Annotated in this window: 7 protein-coding genes; 5 read left to right on the top strand and 2 right to left on the bottom strand. The window is 52.6% G+C overall.

Features of this window, described 5'->3' with window-relative positions:
* The 5 genes from VEI96_13145 to VEI96_13165 form a co-directional block, all read left to right on the top strand.
* Window positions 1-1321, top strand: a 1321-nt coding sequence (locus tag VEI96_13145; protein HXX58940.1) for a PilN domain-containing protein, incomplete at its 5' end; no start/stop codon positions are given.
* Entirely contained in the window at window positions 1308-1859 is a 552-nt protein-coding gene (gene gspM / locus VEI96_13150) for a type II secretion system protein GspM (GenBank protein HXX58941.1), read from the top strand. The genes VEI96_13145 and gspM, both read left to right, overlap by 14 nt.
* 1 nt (window position 1860) lies before the next feature.
* A complete protein-coding gene (locus VEI96_13155; GenBank protein HXX58942.1) occupies window positions 1861-2607 on the top strand; it encodes a hypothetical protein in 747 nt (248 codons plus the stop codon).
* Window positions 2608-2693: 86 nt separating this feature from the next.
* Window positions 2694-3134 (top strand): hypothetical protein, encoded by a 441-nt coding sequence (locus tag VEI96_13160; protein HXX58943.1) that lies wholly within the window; start codon window positions 2694-2696, stop codon window positions 3132-3134.
* Between the two features lie 34 nt (window positions 3135-3168).
* Entirely contained in the window at window positions 3169-4059 is an 891-nt protein-coding gene (locus VEI96_13165; protein ID HXX58944.1) for a peptidylprolyl isomerase, read from the top strand.
* A 3-nt stretch (window positions 4060-4062) separates the two neighbouring features.
* Here the strand turns inward: VEI96_13165 and VEI96_13170 are convergent, their stop codons facing one another.
* Window positions 4063-5010: a GNAT family N-acetyltransferase gene (locus VEI96_13170; GenBank protein ID HXX58945.1), complete on the bottom strand. Its 948-nt coding sequence runs from the start codon at window positions 5008-5010 to the stop codon at window positions 4063-4065.
* Between the two features lie 13 nt (window positions 5011-5023).
* Window positions 5024-6085 (bottom strand): glycosyltransferase, encoded by a 1062-nt coding sequence (locus tag VEI96_13175; GenBank protein HXX58946.1) that lies wholly within the window; start codon window positions 6083-6085, stop codon window positions 5024-5026.
* Between the last annotated feature and the right edge of the window lie 218 nt (window positions 6086-6303).

A 6303-nucleotide genomic window follows, 5' to 3' on the forward strand; every position in this document is an offset into this window, starting at 1 on the left:
GGGGTATCCCGGGCCGGAGGATTTCGCCTCTGCGGTCGCCCTCGCGATAAGTGACTTCCGGTCGGGCAGGGCCGAGATAACCCTGAGCATCCCGAAGGCGTGGGCGATAATCACGACCGCGGAGCTTCCGTCTGTGGTCAGAGAGAACCTTTCGGAGGTTGTTGCCTACGAATTGGACCGACTGACGCCGCTGAGTGCCGAAGAGGCCTACTATGACTTCAGGATAGTGAAGGAGAGCGACGGTAAGCTTACCGTGTTGCTTGCAGCCGCAAGGGCCGACATCCTCAATCCTTACCTCGATGCGCTCGGGGAGAAAGGGTTGGCGGTGAAGAGGATAACGGTTAACCTTTCGGCGACGGGAACGCTTTGCAGCTATATGGATGCCGGAGATAATTGGGTTTTTGTTGAGCTCCGCGAAGACGGATACGACGGCGCGTTATTTCTTGACCGTACCTTAGCGAAGACATTTACGAACGGGTTCACGATATCAGATGAGAGGGCCAAGGCAGACATGCTCTTTAGCGAGATCGAGTCCGTCAGGGAGGCAGCAAAGACGGAGGGCGGAGAATTCCCCCTTGTCCTTCTTCTGAGGGATCAGAGTCCGGTCTTAGGGGAGATATTTAAGACGCACTCCCCCTTTCCGCTCAAGGTACTCAATGAAACCGATATAGGACTGAGGCTTCCTGGTCCGCAGAAAGAGCTCTCTCATGCCGCTGCAGGCGGAATGCTGGAGTCCCTGTGGCCGAAATCTAAGGGGCTCAACCTGCTCGATAGGGGTCGGCACGAGACGGTAAGACAGCCTGTAGGCGTCACGGTGGTCCTCGTTCTCGCCATTGTAGCGTTATGGGCGCTTTTTCTGATCACACCGTATCAGATCGAGCTCAAGAGGATCGGCGACATTGACCGTCAGATAGCCCTGAAACGGTCCGAGGTGAAGAAAGTCGAGGCGTTAAAAAAGGATATCGATACGCTGAACGGCGAAATAGCAACGATAGACCACTTCAAGGAAAGCAAGCCGATGACACTGAACCTCCTCAAGGAACTCACCACGATCCTCCCCAAGACCACATGGCTGACGAGGGTGAGGGTCACCGACACAACCGTAGAAATCGAAGGATACGCAAGCTCGGCTACGGAGATGTTGCCGAAACTCGAGGCGTCGAAGAACTTCAGAAAGGCTGAATTCGCGTCTCCGACATTCCGTGATGCGAGGATGAATGCGGACAGGTTTGTGATCAAAATGGAGATCGCGGGCGTTAAGAAACCGGAAGAAGGCGTCAAGAAGCCGGAGGGAGAAGCGGCAAAGCATGGGAAAAAATAGGGCCTTGCGATTCGGCATTCCCCTCATCATCCTGCTTGTCGTACTGCTCGGATACCAGTACGGATATGTAAGAGTGAGGACCGAGATGGCGTCGCTGAAAGAGAGTCGCGCCGTAAAAGTAAAAACCCTCGAAAAGTTTATGGCGCTCATCGCCGAGAAACCCGAGATGGAGAAGAAACTCGCCGCGCTGAAAGAGGCCAGGAAGGCCGATGATTCAAAGCTCATAGAAGGGCAGACGCCTTCGATAGCGGCGGCAGCCCTCCAGGATACGGTTAAGGGCATACTGACCGGCCGGGGAGGAACGATATCGAGCGAGCGGGTGAGCAAGCCCGAGGAACTCGGAAAGTTCAAGATCATCAATATCAGCATCGACGCTGTCGTGCCCGATGCTCGGGCTCTGAGCGACATCCTCTATTCGATAGAAACCCGCACCCCGTACCTCGTCGTGAAGGAACTCGATGCGAGAATCAGAAATTTCAAAGAACCGAAGGATCTCACGATAAAGCTCGACGTATCGGCGTTAACAGGCGGGAAATAGAATGCGCATGCTGAGATACCTTATCAGGAGCATTACCGTCATCAACATAATCCTCGTCGCCATTCTCGTTGCCGGAGCGATTGCTATCTTCTCCCCTCCCCGTCGCATCACCGTTGCCCCTGCCCCTCCTCCAAGGAAGGCAGAGGCGGTAAGGACAGAACCTCCTGCCCAGAGCACGGTTCCGTCTCCGATGGACTACACCATCATCGCCGAACAGAACCTCTTCCATCCGGAAAGAAAGATTCCGGTGGAGAAACCTGCTGTGCCGCCCCCGCCGAAGCCGGAATTCGTCCTCTACGGGACCCTGATAACGGACGATACCGGTATCGCTTACATGGATGATAAGAAGGCTCCCTCCAATAGTCCGGGGAGGGGAAAGAGACAGACGACCCTAAGGAAAGGTGAGAACTTGAGCGGCTTCACTCTCAAGGAGGTGTCAGCTGATAAAGTAGTTATGGTGAGGGGAGAAGAGACGATGGTGGTCAATTTGATCGACAGCAGTTCACCGAAGACGAGAGAGGCGCCTGCTGCGCCTGCACCAGCTCCGGGTGCAGCCCCTGGGCCCTTCCAGCCCGCGGCCGCTCAACAGGCGACTTCGAAGACGACTCAGCCGGCCCAGCAGGCCCAGAAGCCTTCTGTGTCTCCCGCACAGGCTCCTGCCCAGTCTTCTGCCGCGACTTCTACTCCCTCAACGCAGGGTACGAAAAGGAGCGGAGGCGGTCTCTTTGGAAACATTTTTAAGCGGTAATTGCCTGCCAATGCAAGGATTGTCGTGCATGTCGGCAATCGGGTTATTTTAACTGAAATCAACCAGTTAAGAATGAGGAGGTTTTCATGAAGAAGTTCTACTCTTTGATATTTTCCGTGTTTTTTGTCCTGATCTTTTCTTCCGTATCTCTGGCCGGTCTGAACCTCAATGTCGGAAGTGGAATGAAGACAAAATCTTTTAACGATCTCTCTTTCGATCAGGCCCATATCTGCTCCTCATCGAGCACCGACTGTTTTGCCCCGGAAAAGGTAACCTTTGAAACACCGGTGCTCCACATCAGTTTCTTTTCCCCGGTAGTCCAGGGGTGTACGATCCACTGGATAGTCTCTGATCCGGCGGGGACCTTCGTTGACTATATCCCCACAAGCAATTCATTGTCCTTCGGGTCTAATACCTTTGAGATTCCAGAACCGCTTCCCGTAGGAGATTATGTCTTCACTGCGATAGTCGTCGGTGATGTGAGCGGTCAAATAATCAGTGATCAGTATAGATTCAGCGTCCGGTAAAGAAAACGACATTCTTACAGAAAAGGGAGGCCTCATGGTTCTCAAAATCTTTGCAACTGCCGTCATTCTTTCACTGTTCCTTGTTTCTGCGTCGCTCGCCGGAGATGAGGACCCGGTTCTCGGGAAGGCCGGGGGTTATACCATCACGAAGTCAGACCTTGATAGGCTGATCAGCTATTATCCGCCCGACAAACAGAAACATCTCCGGGAGAATCCCCAGCAGAAGATAACCTTGGTCAAGCGGATGCTCGAAGTGAAGATGATCGCCGACATAGCGAGGAAGGAAGGCTTCGACAAAAGGCCGGATGTGAAGGAACAGTTAGAATTCATGGTTGATGATTACCTTACACGGGAATATCTGGCAAAGGTTGTTACGAAGGATGTAACGGTGACCGACGAAGATATAACCCAGTACTATGCTGTCAACAAGGATAAGTTTCCCTCCCCCGAGCAGGTGAGGGCAAGGCATATCCTCATAAAAGTCCCATCGCATGCAACGAACGAAGAGAAGGAGAAGGCAAGGCAGCTGGCAACGGACATCCTCGAAAGGATAAACAAGGGTGAAGACTTTGCGAAACTTGCAGAAGAATTCTCTCAGGATTCCGTTTCCAAAGCAAAAGGGGGTGACCTCGGTTATTTCCCGAAGGGCAAAATGCTGAAGGCCTTTGAGGATGTCGCCTTCTCTTTGAACCCGGGTCAGGTGAGCGGCATCGTCCAGACAAAGTTCGGCTATCACATCATAAAGGTCGAGGATCATAAAAAAGCAGGGACCAAGCATCTTGATGAAGTGAGAGACTCTATTAGGACACAATTGACCAATGATGCCGCAAAGTCAAAAGGCGACGAATTCATGACCGCTGCCAAGAAAGACTCTGGTCTCGAAGTCTATCCGGACAGGATAATGGGGCAGGTGTCCCCCAAATAACTTTCAGAGGAAATCCGTATCACCCATGGTGTAGAAGAATCTACCGGCCATCTCATCTTTCCTGAGGGTCTTTTCATGAGTCGTGCGCGGGATTGAAGTTCCCGCAAACCCGACGGAGAAACCGATCTGGGTCATTTTCTGCTTAAGGTATTCGGGATGCCAGAGGGTCAGTCTCCTCTTCCCGGCAGCATATGCGACGTTTTCTATCTTCTGGAAGAGGGCATCCATCAAAGGCAGCGGGCAGACAAAGTCAATGATGAGAACCCGCTCGTCGTCTCGCCGTAGGACTGCTAAACCACATAACCTTCCGGTCCATCTTCTCCTGAGGCCCCAAAGTTCGTAGGCATGACGAGGATGCCGCTGATACCTCCATCTGAGGTAATCCCTGTCTCTGATGACAGACAGGACATGATTCTCCTTTACCTCTTCCCAAAGGGCATCTAATCTTCCGTCATCATAATGCACCGGGAACAATTTGTAGACATACCGGACCGGATTGTTCCAGAACGTCACCTCCTTGTTCGCTTCAAGAACGTCTTCGATCTTTTCATAGAGGCCCAATTTCTCGGGGAGACGCAGGGCCCTTTCGTTCGGGAAACCGTAACCGAGGATGATCCCGTCCTTAACCGCCTCTTCCGGAACAAGAGAAGCCACTTCCCTGAAGAGCTTGAACCCCCGGTGTCTTGCGTGGACCATAACATCACCGATGGCGAGGCCGTAAACCTCCTTCCCTTGATAGATCATGCGGTGCGGCATCCCGCCGTAGTGGGCCACGATGCCATCGGTTTCGTCGACAGCAACAGCGCAATAGATCTTCCCGTTTCCCCTCCCGGCGTATTTCCAGCGCCATTCACTCAGGGCCATCTCCCTGCCGAAGACGTCCTGGAATAGTCTCGTGATCCCCACTTCGTCTCCGGGCCGATACAGCCGCACTTCCGGCAAGCCGCCCATCAAGAAGCCTCCTTCAACAAACCCTCGATAGAAGACGCCTGAAGCCTTCTACCATGGTTTCGACTTTGAAGCCCTCGGCACGCTCTCTCCCTTTCACTGAAAACCCTTTTTTCAACTCCCCGTCCCTCATGAGACGGATAATCGCCTCTGCCATGGCCCCGTGATCCTGAACGGGAACGAGGAATCCGTTCACTCCATGCTCGATAATCTCTCCCGGACCGGAGGGGCAGTCCGACGCGACAACGGGGACGCCTAGGGCCATCGCTTCCACAATCACGTTACCGAACCCCTCAAAGAATGAGGAGAGGACGAAAACATGCGCCGCCTTGAAATAACCAAAGGGGTTATTCTGAAATCCCGCGATCACCACGTGTTCCCCGATTCCCAGATCCCGAGCGGATTTGATTATCTCCTCCCGCAACTCACCGTCGCCGATAATGACAAGCCTCGCATCTATCTCCTCTCTCACTTCTTTGAATGCCCGGAGAAGGGTGAGAAAATCCTTCTGTGCGTTCAATCTGCACGCGGTAACTATTGTCTTGCCATGGTATCCATCGGTGTATCCATCGGTACTATTCCTCCCAACTGCAGCCATTTCACGAACGCCCTCGATATCTATGCCGTTGAAAATAACCGCTATCTTGCGCTCCGGTATCCCGAAGTTCCTTATCAGGTCATCCTTTACCCCGCCCGATGGAACGCTCAGCAAGAGGGGTCGCTTGAGAAGATACCAGAGGAGGAATCTTTCGAGAAATGACGGGCTTCGTCTCTCCCTCACAAAAAAGGCGGAGATGTTCCCTTCTATGGTACCGATAAGGGGTGACTTTAATCTGAAGATATCTCTCGCAAGAGATGCGTAGAAACTCCCCGTATGCATGATGCCCACCATACAGTGCGCCTTCTCCTTTCTCAGAACGTCAGCTATCGCCTTCGCGTAGTGTCGCGCATTCCTCAGAGAGACAGGCATCGGTTCGCGGCATCCATACTCCTCGAAGAGATGAACCTTCAAGCCTGGCATGGCGAAATATTCGGCAACGGAACGGTTGGTCAGGAGAATGCTTCTGAAATCCGTCATCCTCTTCATGATGTTAAGAAATTTGGTCTCCGCGCCGCCGATTGCGGTGGTGGGCAGGACAAAGAGTACCGATTTTAAAGAAGTGCATGAGTAAGAGTTTCCGTCCATTTCTAATTCAACTTTATCCTTCAAGATCAGCAGGCAGACTGACTCCTTCTTGTAACATTTGAGACATGCATATCGAACGTCCCCTTAAAAGCACAAGCTTTCAGAATACC

This window comes from Thermodesulfovibrionales bacterium (assembly GCA_035622735.1).
Lineage (GTDB): Bacteria > Nitrospirota > Thermodesulfovibrionia > Thermodesulfovibrionales > UBA9159 > DASPUT01.